This window comes from Mycobacterium sp. Aquia_216 (assembly GCF_026723865.1).
Taxonomy (GTDB): Bacteria; Actinomycetota; Actinomycetes; order Mycobacteriales; family Mycobacteriaceae; genus Mycobacterium.
In genome coordinates, this window is sequence record NZ_CP113529.1 from 671,713 (window position 1) to 691,195 (window position 19,483).

Consider the following 19,483-nt stretch of genomic DNA (forward strand, 5'->3'; position numbering starts at 1 on the left):
GGAGCGGAGACTGTTTAGTGCAGCTTGGGTAGGACGTAGTCGCGGTAGAAGTTGATGGCCGCGATGGGGTCGCCCTGCGGGAAATGCAAAAACGGGACGGCGCCGCCGTCGATAACCCATTGCACGGCGGTGATGTGTGTGGCGGCATCAGTGCCGACCGTCCAATTGGCGACCACCTTCTCGATCGGGTTCGACTCGGCGGCGCGCTGAATCTCGACGGGATTGGGTTGATCGACGGCCCCGGCGGTAAAGCGCCACAGGGCCGCCGTGCGGGCGGCCTCCTCGCTGTCGCCGACGACGGCGAAGAGCTCGGCCCGCTTGCCCAGACTCGCGGGATCACGCCCCGCGGCGTGGGCGCCGGCACTGAGCGCGGCCAGCAGTTTGGGGTTCGTGAGATCGCGGGATTGGGTGATCCATCCGTCCCCGTATTGTCCTGCCAGCCTTGCGCTTTTGGGACCACTGGCGGCGACGTAGATGGGTGGCGGTGTCGGCGGCGTGTCATAGAGCTTCAGCGAGTTGGTCTGAAAATACTTGCCCGCGAAAGATATTCGCTGACCGCCCCACAGCTGACGGATAAGCTCAATCGCCTCGATCAACCGGTCGTGGCGTTCCGCGTATTTGCCGAATGTGTTGGTGGTGGCCTGTTCGTTGAGTCGCTCGCCGGTGCCTAACCCCAGAAATACCCGGCCCGGGCTCAGGATCGCCAGCGAGGCAAACGCCTGCGCCACCGTCGCAGGGTGATAACGGTAGGTCGGACAGGTGACCCCGGTGCCGAAGGAGATTCGGCTGGTGCTGTTGCCCACCAGGGCCAGGGTCAGCCACGGGAACATCGAGTGGCCCTCGTTGTCCTGCCACGGCTGGATGTGGTCGCTGGCCCAGACATATTGAAAGCCGGCCTTTTCGGCTGCCTGAGCCTGCGCCACCAGCTGATCGGTGCGAAATTGTTCGTGCGACAAGGTGATTCCCACACCCTTTGCTACCGGAAGCGGGGTAGCGGCGGGGGTGCCGCGGTGGTCGCCGGCGCAAGCGCCGGCCAATCCGCCGGCGCCGAGCACGCCCGCCCCTGTCGCGATGCGCCCGAATGTCCGTCGCGAGAGTCCGGTCATCGGGCCAGGGTACCCACGGCCCGCACCGTCACGCCCGGGGAATTTCCGTGTTCATTCCGCGGGGCACCCACTAGCCTGGGCGGCATGGCTCCTCCCCGGGCACGTCCGGCACGCAAAGCCGACGTGCACGAGCTATCGGCGACTTTGACCCGGGCCTTTTTCGACGACCCGGTGATGGCCTGGATATTTCCCGACAGCATGACGCGGACCACGAATCTGACCCGGATGTTCGCCGCCATGACCCGGCACCATCATCTGCCTCTCGGCGGGGTCGAGGTGGCCCACGACGAATCCGGCATCGGTGCGGCTGCCCTGTGGGATCCGCCGAATCAATGGCAGGAATCGCGCTGGGCCCAGTTCGCGATGACGCCGGCCTTCCTGCGGGTGTTCGGGCTGCGGACCGGGATGGCGCGGGGCATCCAGGAGACGATGAAGCGCGAGCATCCCGAGGAGCCGCACTGGTATCTGGCCGCGATCGGCAGTGACCCGTCGGTCCGCGGCCAGGGCTACGGTCAGGTGTTGATGCGGTCGCGGCTGGACCGCTGCGACGCCGAGCATGCTCCGGCGTATCTCGAGTCGAGTAAGCCCGAAAATGTGCCTTACTACTTGCGCTTCGGCTTCACGGTCACCCAGGAGATCGCGCTGCCCAACGGCGGCCCACCGCTATGGGCGATGTGGCGGGATCCGCGTTAAGGGTTGCTGCGCCAGCCGGCGATACCGATCGCGATCATGCGCAGCTGCTTGACGGCGATACGCCGGATGTCTTCCAGCGCTTCGGCGGACTGGGCGTCTTCGATCGCCTCGGCGATCACGATCATCGAGTTGACGAACAGGGTCGCCAGCACGTTGAGATCCTCGGTGCTCCAGGCGTTGAGCCCCGGGAAGCGCGCCAGGTCGGTGGCGAGCTCGGAGGTGATCAGCCGGATCTCGGTGCGGATCGCGTAGCGCAACACGCTCAGCCCGCTGTTGCGCTCGCGGGCGATCAGACGCCAGTGCTCGCGCCGATCGGCAACGCTGGCGATCAGGATTTCGACGGACGACTCGATCACCCGGTTCGGGTCGAGCTTGCCGGCGCGCGCATCGCGCAGAGTGTCGCGCAAGCTGCGAAACGACTCGTCGATGAGCACCAGACCGAGGGCCTCCATCGACTCGAAGTGCCGATAGAACGCCGCGGGCACGATCCCGACCTCGCGGGTCACCTCGCGCAGGCTCAGGGCAGAAAAACTGCGATCCTGCAGCAGCTTGAGTGCCGCAGCGATGATGGCGCGCCGGGTCGCTTCCTTGCGCTCTTCGCGCGACGGACTTTCCCGTGAGCGCTCGCGACTAGACCGGTGCGGCCGTGAGCTAGGAGTACGACCGTTCACTATGTGAAGCCTACCACAGAGCTGCACAAACCCTTGACTAGCTGCGGCGTCGGAGAGGACGGTGTACATATGTTCACTGAAAGAAGTCAGACCTCGCGTCGCAGCTTCGCTAAGACTTTCCGGGACCGAATCCTCGGTTCCGATCTGGTTGACCTGCTCACCGGCCCGCACGGCGTGGACCGCTACACCGAGCTGGTAGATCCCACCTGGACACAGGGCGAAGCCCGCGCCAAGGTCGTCGACGTGCGCCGTACCACGCCGCGCAGCGTCACCCTCACCCTCGCTCCGAACGGGAGCTTCACGTCCACCCATGCCGTCAAGGCCGGTCAGTACGTCAACCTCGCGCTCGACATCGACGGCCGCCGGCACACCCGCTGCTATTCACCGGCCAATGCCGAAGGCGCCTTGACCCTCGAGCTGACCATCGGCCACCACGAGGACGGCCTGGTCTCGAACCACCTGTACGAGCAGGCCCGCAGCGGCATGGTGGTCGGGCTGACCGGTGTCGGCGGCGACTTCGTCCTGCCGGCGCAACGTCCCCGGCGGATCCTGCTGGTCTCCGGCGGCAGCGGCATCACGCCCGTCATGGCGATGGTGCGCACCCTGGTCGCCGAGGGCCATTTGCAAAACCAGGGGGCGGAAATCGCGTTCGTCCACTACGCCCGCACGCCCGCGGAGGCCTGTTACCGCGACGAGCTGAGCGCGATGCCCGGTGTGCGGGTGCTACACGGGTTCACCCGTTCGGGTTCGGGCGACCTCGTCGGACGCTTCGGTGTCGAGCACCTCAATGCGGCAATGCCCTCGCCGGACGCGGTATTCGTGTGCGGCCCAACCGCTTTGGTCGAATCCGTCGGCGAGCACTGTGACAACGTGTACACGGAGAGCTTCGTGCCACCGGTGATCACGGCGCCGGCGAACCCGTCGGGTGGCCGAATAACGTTCGCTGACAGCGACGTTGACGTCGTCGACGACGGCCGCTCGCTGCTCGAGCAGGCCGAATCCGCCGGGCTGACCCCGGAGAGCGGATGCCGGATGGGCATCTGTCACACGTGCACGCGTCGGAAGGTTTCCGGCACCGTGCGCAGCCTGACCACCGGCGCGGTCTCCACCGCCCCGGACGAAGACATCCAGATCTGCGTATCCGTCCCCGTCGGGGACGTCGACCTCGCGCTTTAGCGGCGATCGCAAGCTCGGCGCAGCCGGGCGCACGGGTCTTCGCCACCGACACAAGCCCAACAACACAGTCCCACCAATCTTTAGGAGGAGGAGCCATGTCACACGACAAGACCGCCCTTACCCCCGAGCAGGCCGACACGTTCGGCCGTGAACTCGACGCCATCAGAGATCGCGTGATGGCAGACCTCGGCGAAGTAGACGCCGACTACATCCGCCGCGTCATCAAGGCCCAGCGGGCGCTGGAAGTCGGCGGACGCGTTCTGCTGTACCTGCCGCCGGCCTGGCTACTGGGCACCGCGATGCTGGGCGTCGCGAAAATCCTGGACAACATGGAGATCGGCCACAACATCATGCACGGCCAGTACGACTGGATGCGCGACCCGAACATCTCCGGGCGCTCCTTCGAATGGGACACCGCCTGCCCGGCCGACCAATGGCGGCACTCGCACAACTACATGCACCACACCCACACCAACATCGTCGGGATGGACCGCGACATCGGCTACGGCATCATCCGGATGAGCGAAGACCAGAAGTGGAGCCCGTACTTCATCGGCAACCCGCTGTACGCGTTCCTGCTGATGGTGCTGTTCCAATACGGCGTCGCGCTGCACGAACTGGAGACCGAGAAGATCCGCTCCGGTGAGATCCGGGTGTGGGAAAAACTGGACACGCTGAAGGCGATCTGGAAGAAGACGAAGCGCCAGACGCTCAAGGACTACGTCGCCTTCCCGCTGCTGGCCGGCCCGTTCGCGCCGTTCGTCTTCACGGGCAACATGACGGCCAACCTGATGCGCAACGTGTGGTCGTACATGATCATCTTCTGCGGTCACTTCCCGGACGGCACCCAGGAATTCACCATCGAGGAAACCAAGGACGAGTCCCGCGGCCAGTGGTACTTCCGCCAGGTGCTGGGTTCGGCCAATCTCACCGGGGGCAGGATCTTCCATCTGCTGTCCGGCAACCTGTCGCACCAGATCGAGCACCACCTGTTCCCGGACATGCCGGCCCGACGCTATTCGGACATCGCGGACGAGGTGCAGGAGATTTGCGAGCGCTACGGGATCCCCTACAACAAGGGCCCGCTCCCGCAGCAGTTCGGCACCGTGGTGCGCAAGATCGTCAAGCTGACCTTCCCGGACCCGGGCAAACTGTCCTCGTTGCTGCCGAAGATCACGGCCGGCAAGCCGGCCGACCGGGAACCCGTCGCGGCCTGAGTCCGCCCCGGGTGGGGGACAATGGGTTGCGTGGAATGGACCGGTGCACGTTACGCGGACAAACCGACGGTGGAAGCGACGACGTGGATTGACGCCGATCCGGCCCGCGTCTGGAACCTGATCTCGGACATCAAGCTGATGCCCACGTTCAGCAACGAGTTGCAATCCGTGGAGTGGGCCTCCGGTGCCGATCGGCCCAAGGTGGGTGCCCGCTTCGTCGGGTACAGCCAGCACGACGCGTTCGGGGAGTGGAGCACCACCTCGCACATCGTCGCCTACGACCAGCAGCGGGAATTCGCCTGGGCAGTCGGCGATACCGATTACCCCTCGTCGATCTGGCGGTTCCGGCTGACACCCCGGGACGGCGGCACCGCCCTGAGCTATTGGATGCAGATGGGGCCGGGACGCTCGGGGTTGTCGGTGGCGATCGACTCGATGCCGGACAAAGAAGAAAAGATCGTATTCGTGCGGATGCGCGAGTTCGAGACGGCGATCAGCAAGACCCTAGCGGCCATCAAGAGGCTGGCCGAACACGGAGTGCGCTGATGCGCACCGCGACGACGGTCGAGCTGTCCGGCGGCAGCGACGAAGCCGCCAAGGTGGTGACGCTGGCCGTCGAGGCGGAAAAGCTGGGTCTGGATGTCTGTTGGGTCGCCGAGGCGTGGGGCGCGGATGCACCATCGGCGCTGGGCTACCTCGCGGCGCGTACCGAGAAGATGCTGCTCGGCTCCGGCATCCTGCAGGTCGGCACTCGATCGCCGGTGCTGGTCGCACAGACCGCGATCACGCTGTCCAACCTGTCGAATGGGCGATTCTTGCTGGGCCTGGGCGCCTCTGGTCCCCAGGTGATCGAGGGCCTGCACGGCGTTTCGTTCCGCCGCCCGCTGGCCCGCATCGCCGAAACCGTCGACATCGTGCGGCAGGTGTTCGGCGGAGGCAAGATCTCCTACTCCGGCAAGGAATTTGAGATCCCTCGTCCCGGCGAGGCAGTGCCGATGAGGGTGTCGAACGCGCCCGAGCATGCCATTCCGATCTACCTGGCCACGCTGTCACCGGCGATGCTGCGGCTGACCGGACAGGTCGCCGACGGCTGGCTGGGCACCAGCTTCGTTCCCGAGGGGGCCGGCGAGGCGTACTTCGCCCACCTCGACGCCGGTCTCGCGGCCGCCGGCCGCACCCGCGCGGACCTCGACATCTGTCAGGGCGCCGAGGTCGCGTTCGCGGCCGACGAGGACGAACTGAGCGCCGTGGTCGCCAATCGCAAAAAGGAGCTCGCCTTCAGCCTCGGCGGCATGGGGTCGTCGAGCACGAACTTCTACAACCAGGCCTACAGCCGGCAGGGCTGGGCCGACGTCGCCGCCGCGGTGCGCGAGCTCTGGCAGGCAGGTGACCGCGACGGCGCCGCGCAGCTGGTGACCGACGACATGGTGCTGGGCACCACGCTGATCGGGACCGAGCAGATGGTGCGCGCACGGCTGGCGGTATGGCGCGACGCCGGTGTCAACACCGTGCGGCTCTATCCGGCCGGCGACAACATCGATGCCAAGCTGGCGACGCTGGGCCGGGCGATCGAGCTGGTCCGCGAAACGTAGCGGCGGCTTAGCTCACCGCGGTCGGCGCGTCCGAAACCTTGACCAGCTCGACCTGAGCGCGCTGCGGCACCGCGTCGGTGAGGAACCAGCGGAACGCGAGGTTGCCGCGCGGATAGCCGAGCGTCGTCAGTGAATTCGGGTGCCCGGTTAGCTCGCGGGACAAGACGACCGTGACGGAGCCGTCGCTGTTGGGTACGGCGCTGTGATTGTTCAGCGACGAACGGGCGTCCTTGGCGCCGTAGCTGGCCATGAACTGGTTCCACACCACCAGGTTCCAGAACCGGCACGACGGCGGCCGGTGCGTGATGACCAGCGCCTCGTCGTCGTCGAGCACGAAACTGCCGTACGAGTAGCACGCGTCGCGCGCCGACCAGCCGAAGTTGGCGTCGGGAACTTGATAGGGATCGGCGAATTGATTTGCGGCGTGGGCAGTTTCATGCCCGAGCCCGTGCTCATCATCGACCCGCGATCCCACCGCCAACGGGACGATGGCAAACATCATGCGCAGCCACGCCGCGGCGGCCCGCAGGCTGGCCGCGGTCTCGGCGTCGCCATGCCGGATCGGATCGGGGTCCTCGAGCGCCTCGATGTTCCAGGCAATCGGGCGCCCGGTCAGCGGGTTTGCTTGATAGTCGCGGGTCATCAGCACGGCCGCATCGGGTGTCGCGGGAAATTCGAAGGAGAAGTTGCCGTCGGCGTCGATGTCGAGATCGGTGTCGCGGACGATCGCGACGATGCGGTCCGACCACGCGCCCGGCGAGGGCTCGTTGTACGCGGTCACCGAGAAGTACACGCTGTCGCCCCTGTTGCCGCTGATGCGGTAGCGACGTTGCGCATCGACCGGACAGATGAAGTAGTACGCATCGGTGTTGTCGCCGCCCCACCGGCGATCGCGACGAAACGGCGTGTTGACCGCGACGAACTGGGGTCGACCGGGCTCGGCGAACAGGTAGGTGTCAAAGGCCACGCCGAGCGTGGTGGCCAGCATGCGGTAGCCATCGGCAATGTGGCGGTCGTCGGTGACCGCGCGGTCGCCTTCCAGGAAGGAGGCGTCGAGGTCGCCGACGGTGGCGAGCAGCTCTTTCCACGCGGTCGTCGATTCGTGCGTCATGCGCTGATTCCTTTCAGGAGCAACGTGGTGGTGCGGTCGACCCAGGTGTCATCGAGTTCGTCCGGGCGGGTGAGCAGGCCGATCAGCGTGATGCCGGCGATGGCCTCGGTGAGTTCGGTGGCGGTGACGTCGGGGGAGACCTCGCCCCTGGTCGCGGCCCGCGCCAGGCACTCGGCGAGACCGCCGCCGATAATGCCGGCGAACCGCTCCAACAGTTTGGAATGCAGGGTCGGGTCGGCTGCCATCTCGCCGACCAGCCCGGGCAATGCAGCGCGTGCGGCCGGTGTCGTCAGGAAATCCATTGAGCGACGGACCATCTCGCGCAGATCTTCGGACAGCGATCCGGTATCGGGGATCGCCGTCGCCGCGCCGATCGGGAAAACCGCCTCGTGCACCAGGTGCGCCTTGCTCGGCCACCGGCGGTAGATCGAGGGCTTGCTGGTGCCGGCGCGTTCGGCGATCGCGGAGACCAACAGCCCGGGATAACCCGTCTCCGCGAGCAGTTCGACGGTGGCGCGGAGCACCGCGCCGTCGATGCGGGGGTCACGGGGTCGGCCAAAATCCACTACCATTACGAAACTCAGAGTAACATAAGTCGCCGTGACCATTCACTCAGTTCGTCTCGAAGACCTGCCCCTGCCCCAATTCAGCGCCGAGGGTCAGCAGATCCTCGACATGATGGCCATGATGGCTCCCCAGTGCCCGTTGGATGCCGACGCGCTGCACGCGCAGGCCAGCGCCGACACCGGCCTACACGATTTCGGGCCGGACACCTACCGGGAGCGGCTCGACGTCTATCTCGCGGCGCTGCGCGAGATAGACGGGCTGCACGACGCCGGGGTGGTGAACTTCTACGGGCAACTGTTGCAGCTGCTCAAGAACCGGCTGCTGCTGAGCGACCTATTGCGTCGGCATCCCGAAGTCAACGACATCGAACTGCGCTCCCCGGTGGTGATTGCCGGGTTGCCCCGCACCGGCACCACGCATCTGCATAACCTGCTGGCCGCGCCGCCGACCTTCCGCACTATGCCGTATTGGGAAAGCAACGAGCCGTTCCCGCTCTCGAATGAGGTTGGCATCCAACCGGATCCGCGCCGAACGCGGATGGACGTCGCGGTCGGCGTGATCAACATGGTGATGCCGCATTTCCCGCTGATGCACGAGATGACCACCGATCACGTGCACGAAGAGATCCAGCTTTTGGCCAACGACATTTCGACGATGCTGTTCGAGACGCTCGCCGAGGTGCCGCGGTGGCGTGACTACTACCGGGCGCACGACCAGACACCCCACTATCAATATCTCGCCACCCAACTCAAGGCGATGCAGTTCCTGCGCGGGGGCCAGCGCTGGCTGCTCAAGTCACCCCAGCATCTCGAGCAGGTGCGGGTGCTGGATCGAGTGTTCCCCGACAGCATCGTCGTGTTCACCCACCGGGACCCGGTGCCGGTGGCACTGTCGATGATCGCCATGATCACCTACTCCGCGCGCATGCACCGCTCGCCGGTGCCGGTGGAACAGATCGCCAAATCCTGGATCGACCGGCTGGATCGGATGCTCACCGCACTCGTCCGCGACCGCGATGCGATAGGTCCGCAGCGTTCGGTCGACATCCGTTTCGACGACTTCATGGCCGACGAACTCGGCGTTGCCGAGCGGGTCTACGCCTTGGCCGGCGAACCGTTCACCGACGAAGCGGGTAAAGCAGTCGCTGATTATCTGGCGGGCCACCAGCGCGGCCGATTGGGAAGAGTCGAAATATCGTTTGAAATGTTCGGGCTGCAGGAGGACGCCGTGCGCGAACGGTTCGCACCCTACGTCGAGCGGTTCCTGGTCTAGCTCAAGTCGTCCGGTTCGGTCGGCGGCAATTGGGAACCCGGTAAAACACCACGGCTCGGCGGCCACCCATTTTCGGGGGCTGGGTCATATCGCTCGTGACCGTGGAAACGCTGGATTTCGCACCCATGAACCCGCATTCCGGGCCGAAGGAGATTTTCTATGGCTGAGCAAGACAAGTCCGGCCAGGCGCGTAAAGGCCTGATCGATTCGGTGAAGGGCAAGGCAAAAGAGGTCGTCGGCGCCTTTACCGGCAACGATTCGCTGACCGCTGAAGGGCAACTCGACCAGATCCAAGCGCACCAGCGCAAGCAAGCTGACGCGATTGAGGCCGTAGCCGAGTCTGAGGCCCGACAGGCGCGGGCTGAAGAAGCGGAAACGAAAGTCGAAGGCACCCATGAGCGCCTCATGGCCGACGCACAGGCAGCTCTCGTCGAGGATTCGATCGAAGCCCAACAGGCGGCCCGCAAGCGCGCCGCCGACAAGGCCGCTCAGCAGAGCGCTGCGGCAAAACAGGCTCAGGCCGAAATCGACGCCCAGCGCCAGGTGCAACAGGCCAAAGCCGAGGAGCGCGATGAAATGCAGGATGCAGCAAAGGAAGTCACCGATGCCGCTGCCGAACATCAAAGTTCGGCACAGGTAGCCGCTACGGAACAACTGGCAGCGGAGCGACTTCGCCGTGATGCCGCCGACTTGACAAATGAAGCCGATCTTCCTTAACGGTTCGACCAGACACAGGAGTGGTACATGAAAATATCCGACGTCCCGTTCGCAGTCTTGCGATTTCAATACCAGCTTGCGCGGTACCCGTTGCAGCTGATCGAGGATCGGGTTATCACGCGGATCGGGACGGAAGCTCCGGCACGACTGATGTATGAGCGGTCGCTGGGCACGCTTGACGCTGCTGTCGGCAATGCGCTCGGGGACGCAAAGCTCGCCGAACGCGGCGCGGCGCTCGTCGAGCGCACCGAAACGCTGGGACGGGCCGCAACACTCGAGGCGAAGGCGGCGGCGCGGCTAGAACAAGCGGACAACAAGCTGAAAACCGCGCGTGACAGTGCAATCGAGGATCGTCAGCAAGCCCAGGCCGCGACCGAGCAAGAGATCAAGCAAGCGCGCGAAGCTGCACAGGACCGCAAGCGTGAAGCAATCGATTCCGCCCACGAGCAGAGCGCCGCGGCCAAGCGACAAGCCGATCGGGTTGCTGCCGATCGCAAAGAGGCGGCCGAATCGGCAAGACGCCACGTTCAGACGAGAACTCGGGCCGCCGAGAAGGCCGCGTCGAAGGTTGCCGAATCAAAGCTCGACGGCGCCCGGGAAAAGCGCAGTGAGGCCGCCGGCAAGCGGGCCGAGGCGAACCGGCTGGAGGAACTGGCTCACGCCGAAAAGGAGAAACGCCAAGCGGAGCGCGCCAACGACTAACCGGGCCCGCGAAGGTCGGCCTGTCGCGCGCGCGCAGAGACGGCTACTTTTCAAAGCATGGTCACAATGCCCGCGTTGGACGGTGTCGAACACCGGTACGTAGAGCTCGGCGACGGCGTCACCATCCATGTCGCGGACGCCGGCCCGCCCGACGGACCGGCCGTCATGCTGGTGCACGGCTTCCCGGAGAACTGGTGGGAGTGGCACGAGCTGATCGGTCCGCTGGCCGCCGACGGCTACCGCGTGTTGTGCCCCGACCTGCGTGGTGCCGGATGGAGTTCGGCGCCCCGGTCGCGGTACCTGAAGGCTGAGCTGGCCGAGGATCTCGCCGGCGTGCTGGACCACTTGGGCATCGACAGGGTGAAACTTGTCGCCCACGACTGGGGCGGGCCCGCCGCATTCATCTTGATGCTGCGCCATCCCGAGAAGGTGTCCGGCTTTTTCGGGCTGAACACCGTGGCGCCGTGGGCGAAGTTCGATCTCGCCACGGTTCGCGACCTCTGGCGGTTCTGGTATCAGGTTCCGATGTTGCTGCCGGTCATCGGGCCACGGGTGATCAGCGACCCCAACTCGCGGTTTCTCCGAATACTGGGTTCGTGGGTCGGCGGCGGCTTCTCGCTGCCTGACGAAAGCGTCCGGCTGTACAGCGAATGCATGCGCCAGCCCGGACACGCGGAAGCCGGTTCGCGGTGGTATCGCAGCTTCCAGACCACGGAGATGCGCAGCTGGCTGGGCGGGGAGTACGACGACCTTCGCGTCGACGTGCCGGTTCGCTGGCTCAGCGGCACCGCCGACCCGGTGATCACTCCGCGGCTATTGGACGGATACGCCGACCGCATAAGCGATTTCGAGTTGGAGCTGGTCGACGGCGTCGGGCACTGGATCGTCGCGCAGCGACCCGAGCTGGTGCTTGATCGACTGCGAACGTTCCTTACGGCTTGACCAAGATCCGGATCGGGCTGCCGTCCGCGTGCTCCAGCATCTCGATCCCTGACCCGACGTCTTCGAGCGGTACGACCTTACTGATCGAACGCGAAAGATCAAGGCGCCCAAGCGAAACCAGTTTCGCCAAGGTCTCGATGTCGACGTTCTGGTAGCCGAGGTGACCGAGCACCTGCTTGTGGGCCAATGCGAACATGGCCGTGGGCCCGATGCTCGGTGACTCCACGCTCATTCCGACACCCACCAGTCGGCCGCCGGGTCGCAGACAGGCCAGAGCCTGCTCGAAGGTCACCTTCAGTCCGACGGCGTCGAAGGCCACATCCAGTTTGCGTCCGCCGTTGACCTCGGCGATCTTGTCGCTCAGGTCGTCGTCGCGTGAGTCGAAGGCATAGTCCGCGCCGAGTTCGACGGCACGTTGCAGAACGGCCGGATTGATGTCGAGGGCGATCACCGGTACCGCACCGATCAATCTCGCGAGCTGCACGATGTGGGTCCCGACGCCTCCGACTCCCCAGACGCCGACCGCTTCGCCGACCGCCACCTTGCCCGTTCGCACCACTGCCCCGTACGGGGTCGACACCGCATCGGCCAGGATTGCGGCCTGCTCCAGCGAGACGTTGTCCGGCACCCGGGTCAGCCCGGCCGCCTGGGCCACGGTGTATTCGGCCCAGGCGCCGTCGTAGGCGAAGGCCATCAATTGAATCCGAAGGCAGTTGGCCGTGTCGCCGCGGCGGCAGTTCGCGCAGGCCTGGCACGGCCGGCCGGCGGCGACCACCACCCGATCGCCCTCGGCCCAGTCCGTCACGTCTGGACCCAGTTTCGCGATCGTGCCCGAGGCTTCGTGGCCCTGGGTCACCACCGGCACCTGAGCGGGGAAGGTTCCGTTGATCAGGCTTAGGTCCGAATGGCAGATCCCGCAGAACGCCACCTTGACCAAAACTTCACCCGGGCCCGGCTCAGGGATCGGAACATCTTCCAGGACAACCGTTTTGGTATCAGCGTAAAAGCGCTCGGCGCGCATGGTCGACGTCATGTCGTGGCGCTACTCGACCCCGATGGTGACTTCGGTGGATTTGATGAACACCGTCGCCGGCTGACCGACCGTCAGGCCGAGATCGAGCGCCGCGTCCCTGGTGACCGAGGACGTGACCACCTGATCGCCACCGTCGAGCTTGATCTTGACGACGGCCATCACGGTGCCGAGGTCGACCGCGGTGATGACGCCTTTGAGCTGGTTTCGGGTGGATAGCCGCATCACAGTCCTTGCGTGGGTAGGGGTGGTCTTCGACGAGCCTAGACGCACGATCGCGCTAGGAGCGCGGCCCGAGCAGCGCGATGCACGCATCCACGGCGGGCTCGACGATCTCGCGGACGGACTGAGAGTCTTCGACGGCGAGTGCGGTCAATTCCCGGAGCCCGCCGAGCAGGATCACCGCCAGCGGCGCGGTCAACGGCGGCAGGTCGGCACGCCGGAACCCGGCGCTGGCGCTGAGGTCGATCAGTAGGTCGGACAGCAGCTGTATTCCGCGGCGCTGGACCGGTCGCCCGACCGCCCCCAGCGAGGGGAGCTCCCGAATCCAGCTCAAGGTGATGGCCGGTCGAGCTTCGATATACGCGACGTAGGCCTCGACGGCCTGACGGATCTGCTGGTGCCAGTCGTCGTCGGGATCGACGGCGGCGGCGATGCTCGCGCCGAGCTGTTCGATGTCCGCGGCCAGTAATTCGAGGAAGCACTCTTCCTTGCTGGCGAATTGGTCGTAAAACGTGCGCTTGGACGTGCGCGCGTGGCGCACCACATCGGCGACGGTGCTGGCGCGGTAGCCGCGCTCGCCTATCGAGGTGGCCAGGCCGTCGAGCAGCCGCAGCCGAAAAGGATCTTGCCCAGCCACGACGTCAACCGCGGCTACCGCTGTTGTCGCTGATGGCATCGTCGACGGCCCTCTCGGTTCATCCGCCCTTGTCAGGTTCGGTACTACAGAGTACCGTACCCGGAAAGGTCTGTGGTACATCGCGGTACCAACCCCTGGCGCGGGGGCAGATGTAGGGAGCAATGACGCCATGAGCGAAGTAGTCACCGTCGCATCGCCGGTCTCCGCAGTCCGGTTACCCCCGGCAGTGCGAGTCCCGAAGATAGTGCAGGGCTTTGGCTTTGCGATGTCCAGGCGCTCGATGATGCGGCGACTGTCGCGCCGCCATGGCAGCGTCTTCGCGCTGAAGCTCCCGATGTGGGGGCGCGTCATCGCGGTCAGTGACCCGCAGCTGGCGAAGCAGATCTTCACCAGCAGCCCAGACGAACTCGGCAATATCCAGCCGAATCTGGGCAGGCTGTTCGGATACGGTTCGGTCTTCGCGCTGGAGGGTGACGAACACCGCCGCCGGCGACGGCTATTGGCGCCGCCGTTTCACGGCAAGAGCATGAAGAACTACGAGAGCATCATCGAAGAAGAGACGCTGCGCGAGACCGCCGACTGGCCGGAGGGCACGACGTTCGCGACGCTGTCTGCGATGATGCGGATCACGCTGAACGCGATCCTGCGCGCGGTATTCGGCGCCGACGGTGCCGAACTCGACGAGCTGCGCCGGCTCATCCCGCCATGGGTCACCCTCGGCTCGCGTCTGGCGGCGCTACCCAAGCCGAAGCGCAACTATGGGCGGTTCAGCCCGTGGTACCGGCTGGACGTGTGGCGAGATCAGTACGACAACGTCATCGAGAAGTTGATCGCCGCCGAGCGGGCGGACCCGAACTTCGCCGACCGCAACGACGTGCTCGCGCTGCTGCTGCGCAGTAGCTACGAAGACGGATCTACCATGTCGCACAAGGACATTGGTGACGAGCTGCTCGCGCTGCTGGCCGCGGGCCACGAAACCACCGCGTCCACGCTGGCGTGGGCCTTCGAACGGATCAGCCGGCACCCGCAGCTGCTGGCGGCGCTCGTCGAAGAGGCCGACAGTGGCGGCAACGAGCTACGCCAGGCGACGATTCTGGAAGTCCAACGGGCAAGAACCGTCATCGATTTCGCCGGTCGTCACATCTACCCGGAGACATATCAACTCGGCGAGTGGGTGATTCCGCGCGGTTATTCGCTGCTGGTCGGCATCGCGCAGCTACACGACAACCCCGACGTGTTCCCCGATCCCGCGCGCTTCGACCCGCAGCGGTTCATCGGCACCAAACCGTCGGCGCTGTCCTGGATTCCGTTCGGTGGCGGGACGCGCCGCTGCGTCGGTGCGGCGTTCGCCAACATGGAGATGGATGTGGTGCTCCGAACGGTGCTGCGCCACTTCACCATTGAGACGACCGATGCCCCCGACGAGCACTGGCACTGCCGCGGGGTCGCGTTCATCCCGAAGGACGGCGGCCGGGTTGTGATGCGGCGGCGCTAAGTCCCGCTATTGACTGGCCGACGCGCGCCGGGGCAGCTTCCAGCCGGGACGGATGAAGTGGCACGTGTACCCGCTGGGGAAGCGCTCCAGGTAGTCCTGGTGCTCGGGCTCGGCCTCCCAGAAGTCTCCGGCGGGACTGACTTCGGTCACGACTTTGCCGGGCCATAGCCCCGAGGCCTCGACGTCGGCGATGGTGTCCAGCGCGATTTGCTTCTGCTCGTCGTCGACGTAGAAGATCGCCGATCGGTAGCTGGTGCCGCGGTCGTTGCCCTGCCGGTCCTTGGTGGTCGGATCGTGGATCTGGAAGAAGAACTCGAGCAAGGCGCGGTAGTCCGTGACAGTGGGGTCGTAGACGATCTCGACCGCCTCGGCGTGTGTGCCGTGGTTGCGGTACGTCGCGTTGGGGACGTCACCACCGCTGTAACCGACACGGCTCGAGATCACACCCGGCTGCTTGCGGATCAGGTCCTGCACGCCCCAGAAGCAGCCGCCGGCGAGGATCGCCCTTTGCGTGTTGGTCATGTCATTGCCTCGTTTCGCTCGGACCGAATGGTCGCAGTCTCCTTCCGATTATGCTGATGTTTCGGACCGGGGTGCACCGGCGAGGCGAAGCTCTCGACAAAGCGCGGTAGAACGTGTTCTAGTTTTGGCGTGAGCAGCCCGCAATTCTCCCGTAGCGAACTCGCCGCCGCCTTCGAGAAATTCGAAGCGACCGTCGATGCGGCGGCGCAATCGCAGGACTGGGACGCCTGGGTCCAGCACTACACGCCCGACGTGTTGTACATCGAACACGCGGCCGGCACCATGCACGGCCGCGACGAGGTCCGCGAGTGGATCGGTCGGACGATGGGGAGCTTTCCGGGCAGCCACATGGTCGCGTTTCCGTCGCTGTGGTCGGTGATCGACGAGCCCACCGGGCGCGTCATCATGGAACTCGACAATCCGATGAAGGATCCCGGTGACGGCACCGTCATCGGCGCGACGAACATCTCGATCATCACCTACGCCGGCGACGGCCTGTGGCGTCAGCAGGAAGACATCTATAACCCGCTGCGCTTCGTGCAGGCCTCGATGAAGTGGTGCCACAAGGCGCAGGAACTGGGCACCCTTGACGAGGACGCCGCACGGTTCATGGAGCAGTACGGCGGCGCTCGGTGAGCGCCAAACCCAAACTTGTCATCGGCGCCAACGGTTTTCTGGGCTCGCATGTGACCCGCCAGCTCGTCGCCGAGGGTGCCCATGAAAACCAAGAAAACTATGAAGTGCGGGCGATGGTGCGCGAGGGCGCGAATACCCGCTCCATCGACGACCTCGAGCTCACCCGATTCCATGGCGACGTCTTCGACACCGATGCGGTGCGCGCAGCGATGGACGGTGTCGACGACGTGTACTACTGCGTCGTCGACACCCGCGCGTGGCTGCGTGACACGGCGCCGCTGTTTCGTACCAACGTGGAGGGCCTGCGCAACGTTCTCGATGTCGCCGTCAATCAACCCTTGCGCAAGTTCATCTTCACCAGCACCTACGCGACGGTCGGCCGACGGCATGGTCACGTGGCGACCGAAGACGATGTGATCGCGTCGGCCGGGCTGACGCCCTACGTGCAATCCCGGGTCCAAGCCGAAAACCTGGTCATGCGCTACGTCGCGGACGCGGGGCTGCCTGCCGTCGCGATGTGCGTGTCCACGACGTACGGCGATGGCGACTGGGGCGGCACCCCGCACGGTGCCTTCATCGCCGGTGCGGTATTCGGCAAGCTGCCGTTCCTGATGAACGGCATTGAGCTCGAGGTCGTCGGTGTCGACGATGCCGCCCGGGCCATGATCCTGGCCGCCGAGCACGGCCGCGTCGGTGAGCGGTACCTGGTCTCCGAAAAGATGATGGCGTTGAACGATTCGATCCGGATCGCGGCCGACGAGGCCGGCGTCCCGCCGCCGCAACGCGCGATCTCAGTCCCGATGCTCTACGCCCTGGCCGCTGCGGGAACCCTCAAGGCCAAGCTCAGTGGCACGGATGCCCAACTCAGCCTCGCGTCGGTGCGGATGATGCGCGCCGAAGCACCCGTGGACAGCAGCAAGGCGAGGCGGGAACTGGGCTGGCAACCACGCCCGGTCGAGGAATCGATCCGCGAGGCCGCCCGGTTCTGGGCCGCGATGCGCACCCCTCGAACGGCCGCGCAACCGGATTAGCTCGGTCGGAATGGACCGGATACGCGTGGATCTGAACGGACCGCCGCAGACGACGCTGGCGACGCTGTACGCCCGTCGTCCGTCTCTCCGGCTCGAAGCTGCACTGGGGCATCGACGGGCCGAGCGACATCGTCGACGCCGTTCCCGGGGTGCGCCTACTGCTATGGCAATCAGTCTTCGACAGCGACACTTTCGGCCTGGTTTCACCGTGCGTGCGCCGGGTAGGCAGGGCGATGGCGGCGGTGCCGGCACTACGCACAATGGCGCAATACCATCGCTACGCATTCGGGCCGGTCCCGGTGAACAAGGTCGGGAAGTCTTGAGACCCGGCCGGTGTTGCACCCGTACATCTGAGGAGGAATAACCATGACTCACAAACAGGTCTTGGAGCCGAATGCCGGGCACCCGATCACCATCACGCCGACCGAGGGGAGGGTGCAGGTTCGCGTCAACGGCGAGCTCGTCGCGGACAGTACGGCGGCACTCGAATTGCGCGAAGCCACCATCCCTGCGGTGCAATACATTCCGCTGGACGACGTGGCCCAGGACCGGCTGACTCGGACCGAAACCGTCACCTACTGCCCGTTCAAAGGCGATGCCAGCTACTACGCCGTGACCACCTCGGCCGGTGACACCGTCGAGGACGTGATCTGGACCTACGAGCAGCCGTACCCCGCGGTGGCCGAGATCGCCGGGCACGTCGCGTTTTACCCCGATAAGGCCGACATCAGCGTCAGCGCCGAATAGACCCCGGCGCCCGGATCACTCGCCGAGCAGTGTGGCGCGGGCGCGAGTGTCGCTGTATTCGCGCATCGAGACGATCAATCCGTCCAGCGTCTCGAAGATGCACACGAACGGGGTGTCGTACTGTTCGCCGCCGGAGTTGGTGCCGGTGGCGTGCGCCTCCACGACCACCGTGTCGCCCTCGTTGATGCAGCGGAGCAAATCGATGGTGAGCTCGATGGACTGTTTGCGCCGGTCGGTCGCGCGCCGCAGGGCTTGTTTGTCGTAGGACTCGCGGGTGAACAGGCTCCAATAGCTGAAGTCGTCGCTGAGCAACGCGAAACCCTCGTCGAGGTCGCCGTCCTCGCTCAGACTCTGGAGGAACATCCAGGCCAGTTCGGCATTGGGAGCGTCGAACGGCGTCATCACATCGCAATAGTGTCTTGGCAGGTAGTGGACGGTCAATCAGAGCGGAAATCCGGGGTTGTCGGTGAAGAGCGCGCGCAGGGTCACGTTCCCCGGGGCGGTCAGCTTCGGGCACACCCTGGCGCCGCTTCGCCGCGGACCCCGGGACCCATGCTTTCGCCTCCCGGGTGACGGCACCATCTGGCGAACTAGCCTGCTGCCCAGCGGACCCGTCACGGCGCGCATCACCCGCGCGGCTGCCGACGCGGCGTACTGCGAAGCATGGGGCAGCGGCGCCCAGGAATTCATGGAGCGGCTGCCCGCGCTGATCGGAGCCGACGACGACGCCTCGGACTTCGTGCCGACGCACCCGACGGTGGCCGCCGCGCACCGGCGCGTACCGCACCTGCGCCTGGGCCGCACCGGGCAGGTGCTGGAAGCCCTGATCCCGGCGATCATCGAGCAGCGGGTCCCCGGCGCCGACGCGTTCCGGTCCTGGCGGGTGCTGGTGACCAAGTACGGCACGCCGGCGCCGGGCCCGGCACCGGCCGGCATGCGCGTGCCGCCGTCGGCCGAGGTCTGGCGAACCATCCCATCGTGGGAATTCCATCGCGCCAATGTCGATCCACGGCGGGCCCAGGCCGTGGTGACTTGCGCCCGCCGCGCCGCCTCGCTGGAACGCCTGTCGTCACGGCCGGCGGAGCAGGTGCGCAAGGCGCTGACGTCGCTACCAGGAGTTGGGGAGTGGACGGCCGCCGAGACCGCGCAGCGGGCATTCGGTGACGCCGACGCCGTCTCGATCGGCGACTATCACATCCCGAAGATGATCGGCTGGACGCTGCTGGGCCACCCCGTCGATGACGAGGCGATGCTCGAGATGCTCGAACCGATGCGACCGCACCGCCACCGGGTGATCTGCGTGCTCTACGCCAGCGGATTGGCCTACGAGCCGCGCCGTGGGGCGCGACTGCCGGTGCAGCAGATCCACTCGCTCTGACCAGCCGGTGTTTTCGAGC

Annotated in this window: 23 protein-coding genes; 14 read left to right on the forward strand and 9 right to left on the reverse strand. The window is 65.8% G+C overall.

The annotated features are described in order from the left end of the window. Positions 1-14 precede the first annotated feature (14 nt). Positions 15-1,106: a F420-dependent hydroxymycolic acid dehydrogenase gene (locus OK015_RS03160; RefSeq protein ID WP_268129187.1), complete on the reverse strand. Its 1,092-nt coding sequence runs from the start codon at positions 1,104-1,106 to the stop codon at positions 15-17. 84 nt (positions 1,107-1,190) lie between these two features. On the opposite strand from OK015_RS03160, the gene OK015_RS03165 reads away from it, so the two are divergent. Beyond that, on the forward strand, positions 1,191-1,799 hold the full coding sequence (locus OK015_RS03165) for a GNAT family N-acetyltransferase (protein WP_268129188.1): 609 nt from the start codon (positions 1,191-1,193) through the stop codon (positions 1,797-1,799). Here OK015_RS03165 and OK015_RS03170 read toward each other — a convergent pair. After that, the gene (locus tag OK015_RS03170) at positions 1,796-2,470 is read right to left on the reverse strand and encodes a TetR family transcriptional regulator (RefSeq protein ID WP_268129190.1); all 675 of its coding nucleotides are present in this window, start codon (positions 2,468-2,470) and stop codon (positions 1,796-1,798) included. The genes OK015_RS03165 and OK015_RS03170 overlap by 4 nt on opposite strands. A gap of 69 nt (positions 2,471-2,539) precedes the next feature. On the opposite strand from OK015_RS03170, the gene OK015_RS03175 reads away from it, so the two are divergent. The 4 genes from OK015_RS03175 (at position 2,540) to OK015_RS03190 (ending at position 6,455) form a co-directional block, all read left to right on the forward strand. Further along, a complete protein-coding gene (locus OK015_RS03175) occupies positions 2,540-3,646 on the forward strand; it encodes a ferredoxin reductase (protein ID WP_268129192.1) in 1,107 nt (368 codons plus the stop codon). 95 nt (positions 3,647-3,741) lie between these two features. Next, complete coding sequence (locus OK015_RS03180) at positions 3,742-4,863, forward strand: fatty acid desaturase family protein (RefSeq protein WP_268129193.1); 1,122 nt, start codon at positions 3,742-3,744, stop codon at positions 4,861-4,863. 21 nt (positions 4,864-4,884) lie between these two features. After that, positions 4,885-5,409, forward strand: a complete 525-nt coding sequence (locus tag OK015_RS03185) for an SRPBCC family protein (RefSeq protein WP_268129195.1) — start codon at positions 4,885-4,887, stop codon at positions 5,407-5,409. Further along, the gene (locus tag OK015_RS03190) at positions 5,409-6,455 is read left to right on the forward strand and encodes an LLM class flavin-dependent oxidoreductase (protein ID WP_268129197.1); all 1,047 of its coding nucleotides are present in this window, start codon (positions 5,409-5,411) and stop codon (positions 6,453-6,455) included. Before OK015_RS03185 ends, OK015_RS03190 begins: the two co-directional genes overlap by 1 nt. Before the next feature lie 7 nt (positions 6,456-6,462). Here OK015_RS03190 and OK015_RS03195 read toward each other — a convergent pair whose 3' ends face one another. Then, positions 6,463-7,566: a DUF1214 domain-containing protein gene (locus tag OK015_RS03195; RefSeq protein WP_268129199.1), complete on the reverse strand. Its 1,104-nt coding sequence runs from the start codon at positions 7,564-7,566 to the stop codon at positions 6,463-6,465. Next, on the reverse strand, positions 7,563-8,138 hold the full coding sequence (locus OK015_RS03200; protein WP_268129201.1) for a TetR/AcrR family transcriptional regulator: 576 nt from the start codon (positions 8,136-8,138) through the stop codon (positions 7,563-7,565). Before OK015_RS03200 ends, OK015_RS03195 begins: the two co-directional genes overlap by 4 nt. Positions 8,139-8,241: 103 nt before the next feature. Between OK015_RS03200 and OK015_RS03205 the strand changes: the two genes are divergently transcribed. The 4 genes from OK015_RS03205 to OK015_RS03220 all read left to right on the forward strand — a co-directional run bounded on the left by OK015_RS03205 (position 8,242) and on the right by OK015_RS03220 (position 11,766). After that, entirely contained in the window at positions 8,242-9,405 is a 1,164-nt protein-coding gene (locus OK015_RS03205; protein ID WP_268132401.1) for a sulfotransferase family protein, read from the forward strand. A gap of 159 nt (positions 9,406-9,564) precedes the next feature. Next, entirely contained in the window at positions 9,565-10,122 is a 558-nt protein-coding gene (locus OK015_RS03210; protein WP_268129203.1) for a CsbD family protein, read from the forward strand. Between the two features lie 27 nt (positions 10,123-10,149). Further along, entirely contained in the window at positions 10,150-10,824 is a 675-nt protein-coding gene (locus OK015_RS03215; RefSeq protein WP_268129205.1) for an IF2 family translation initiation factor, read from the forward strand. Between the two features lie 57 nt (positions 10,825-10,881). After that, positions 10,882-11,766 (forward strand): alpha/beta fold hydrolase, encoded by an 885-nt coding sequence (locus tag OK015_RS03220; protein ID WP_268129207.1) that lies wholly within the window; start codon positions 10,882-10,884, stop codon positions 11,764-11,766. Here OK015_RS03220 and OK015_RS03225 read toward each other — a convergent pair. The 3 genes from OK015_RS03225 to OK015_RS03235 are packed head-to-tail and all read right to left on the reverse strand — an operon-like array spanning position 11,756 to position 13,694. Beyond that, the gene (locus tag OK015_RS03225) at positions 11,756-12,799 is read right to left on the reverse strand and encodes a zinc-binding dehydrogenase (protein ID WP_268129208.1); all 1,044 of its coding nucleotides are present in this window, start codon (positions 12,797-12,799) and stop codon (positions 11,756-11,758) included. The genes OK015_RS03220 and OK015_RS03225 overlap by 11 nt on opposite strands. 9 nt (positions 12,800-12,808) lie before the next feature. Further along, the gene (locus OK015_RS03230; RefSeq protein WP_268129210.1) at positions 12,809-13,021 is read right to left on the reverse strand and encodes a TOBE domain-containing protein; all 213 of its coding nucleotides are present in this window, start codon (positions 13,019-13,021) and stop codon (positions 12,809-12,811) included. A gap of 55 nt (positions 13,022-13,076) precedes the next feature. Then, complete coding sequence (locus OK015_RS03235; protein WP_268129212.1) at positions 13,077-13,694, reverse strand: TetR/AcrR family transcriptional regulator; 618 nt, start codon at positions 13,692-13,694, stop codon at positions 13,077-13,079. 130 nt (positions 13,695-13,824) lie between these two features. Between OK015_RS03235 and OK015_RS03240 the strand changes: the two genes are divergently transcribed. Further along, positions 13,825-15,150, forward strand: a complete 1,326-nt coding sequence (locus OK015_RS03240; protein ID WP_268129213.1) for a cytochrome P450 — start codon at positions 13,825-13,827, stop codon at positions 15,148-15,150. 6 nt (positions 15,151-15,156) lie between these two features. On the opposite strand, the gene msrA is transcribed toward OK015_RS03240, so the two are convergent. Next, complete coding sequence (gene msrA, locus OK015_RS03245; RefSeq protein ID WP_268129215.1) at positions 15,157-15,672, reverse strand: peptide-methionine (S)-S-oxide reductase MsrA; 516 nt, start codon at positions 15,670-15,672, stop codon at positions 15,157-15,159. A 129-nt stretch (positions 15,673-15,801) separates the two neighbouring features. Here msrA and OK015_RS03250 point away from each other — a divergent pair, with 129 nt between their 5' ends. The 3 genes from OK015_RS03250 (at position 15,802) to OK015_RS03260 (ending at position 18,086) form a co-directional block, all read left to right on the forward strand. Beyond that, on the forward strand, positions 15,802-16,308 hold the full coding sequence (locus OK015_RS03250) for a nuclear transport factor 2 family protein (protein WP_268129216.1): 507 nt from the start codon (positions 15,802-15,804) through the stop codon (positions 16,306-16,308). Beyond that, positions 16,305-17,339, forward strand: a complete 1,035-nt coding sequence (locus tag OK015_RS03255; RefSeq protein ID WP_268129218.1) for an NAD-dependent epimerase/dehydratase family protein — start codon at positions 16,305-16,307, stop codon at positions 17,337-17,339. The genes OK015_RS03250 and OK015_RS03255 overlap by 4 nt, the downstream gene beginning before the upstream one ends. Positions 17,340-17,705: 366 nt before the next feature. Beyond that, a complete protein-coding gene (locus OK015_RS03260; RefSeq protein ID WP_268129219.1) occupies positions 17,706-18,086 on the forward strand; it encodes a DUF427 domain-containing protein in 381 nt (126 codons plus the stop codon). Positions 18,087-18,101: 15 nt separating this feature from the next. Here the strand turns inward: OK015_RS03260 and OK015_RS03265 are convergent, their stop codons facing one another. Further along, a complete protein-coding gene (locus OK015_RS03265) occupies positions 18,102-18,491 on the reverse strand; it encodes a nuclear transport factor 2 family protein (protein WP_268129221.1) in 390 nt (129 codons plus the stop codon). 61 nt (positions 18,492-18,552) lie between these two features. Between OK015_RS03265 and OK015_RS03270 the strand changes: the two genes are divergently transcribed. Next, a complete protein-coding gene (locus OK015_RS03270) occupies positions 18,553-19,464 on the forward strand; it encodes a DNA-3-methyladenine glycosylase family protein (RefSeq protein WP_268132402.1) in 912 nt (303 codons plus the stop codon). Positions 19,465-19,483 lie beyond the last annotated feature (19 nt).